This is a genomic window from Variovorax sp. OV084 (assembly GCF_900111625.1).
Classification (GTDB): Bacteria; Pseudomonadota; Gammaproteobacteria; order Burkholderiales; family Burkholderiaceae_C; genus Variovorax.
Genome location: NZ_FOII01000060.1, coordinates 1 through 1,199 on the forward strand (window position 1 = coordinate 1; position 1,199 = coordinate 1,199).

The 1,199-nt window shown below is 64.1% G+C and carries 1 pseudogene; it reads left to right on the top strand.

Annotated features, from left to right (window positions below):
• Positions 1-50 precede the first annotated feature (50 nt).
• Positions 51-1,199, top strand: a pseudogene (locus BMW87_RS34615) (filamentous hemagglutinin); the annotation flags it as partial.

The following is a 1,199-nucleotide window of genomic DNA, read 5'->3' on the forward strand; positions in this document are numbered from 1 at the left end:
CCAACGCATCGGGCTACACCAACGGCCAAGGCGGCATCACAAGTGCCGACATGCTGACACTCAGTGCAGGCGCTGTGAACAGCAGCGCGGGCTTCATCGGCGCCAAGGGGGCCTTCACGGCCAACACACAGGGCTTCTCGAACACCGCTGGCGGAAAGATCATCGGACAGGCCGCGGTCACGATCAACACGAACGGCGTGACCTACGACAACAGCGGCGGCCAGACCCAGGCGGTCGGCGCCCTGACGGTCAATGCCGGCAATATCCAGAACGTAGGCGGCCTGTTTCGCTCCAGCGACACCACGACGCTGAGCGCCGCCACTGTCAACAACGCCAACACCGGCGGGACGGATCAGGGTATCGAGGGCACGAACGTCGCAATCAGCGCCACCAACCTTGGGAATCAGACGGGCGCCGTGCGCGCCGCGCAGACCCTCACGGTGACCGGTGGCGGCACCGTGGACAACTCCGCTGGCGGGCTCTTGTCGGCGGGCGATACCCTCAAGATCGTTGATCCGAACGCAGCCAATCCGAGCGCCAAGACGCTCAACGTCGTGAACACCGGGGGTACGCTCACAGCCAGCAACGGCCTCCAGATCGATGCCGCGAAATTCAGCAACGACGGCAGCTTCACATCCGGCCGCGACATGGCCATCGCGCTGACGCAGGACATCGTCAACAACCGCGATGTCAGCGTGAGCGGCAATCTCACCTATGGCACGACCGGCCACCTGACCAACAATGCCAAGCTGCTCGCAGGTCAGACGCTCACGGTCAATGGCAATGTGGTCGACAACACCGCCACGGGCGAGATGTCGGGCACAAACACCATCGTCAATGCGGGCACGCTGAACAACCGCGGCCTAGTCGACAGCCAGGGCAACACGCAGGTCAATACGGGCACGTTGAACAACATCGGCACAGGCCGCATCTACGGCAACGCCGTCTCGATCAGCGCCGGCACCCTCGTCAACGACACCGAGACCGTTGGTGGCACGACGACCGCCGCGACCATCGCTTCGCGCGGTGACCTGGACATCGGCGTAGGCAACCTCACGAACCGCGAGCATGCGCTGATCTTCAGCAGCGGCAACATGGCCATCGGTGGCGCGCTCGACGCGAACCGCAAGGCCACAGGCCAGGGCGGCACGCTGGACAATCTGAGCGCAGACATCCAGTCGCTGGGCAACATGTCCATC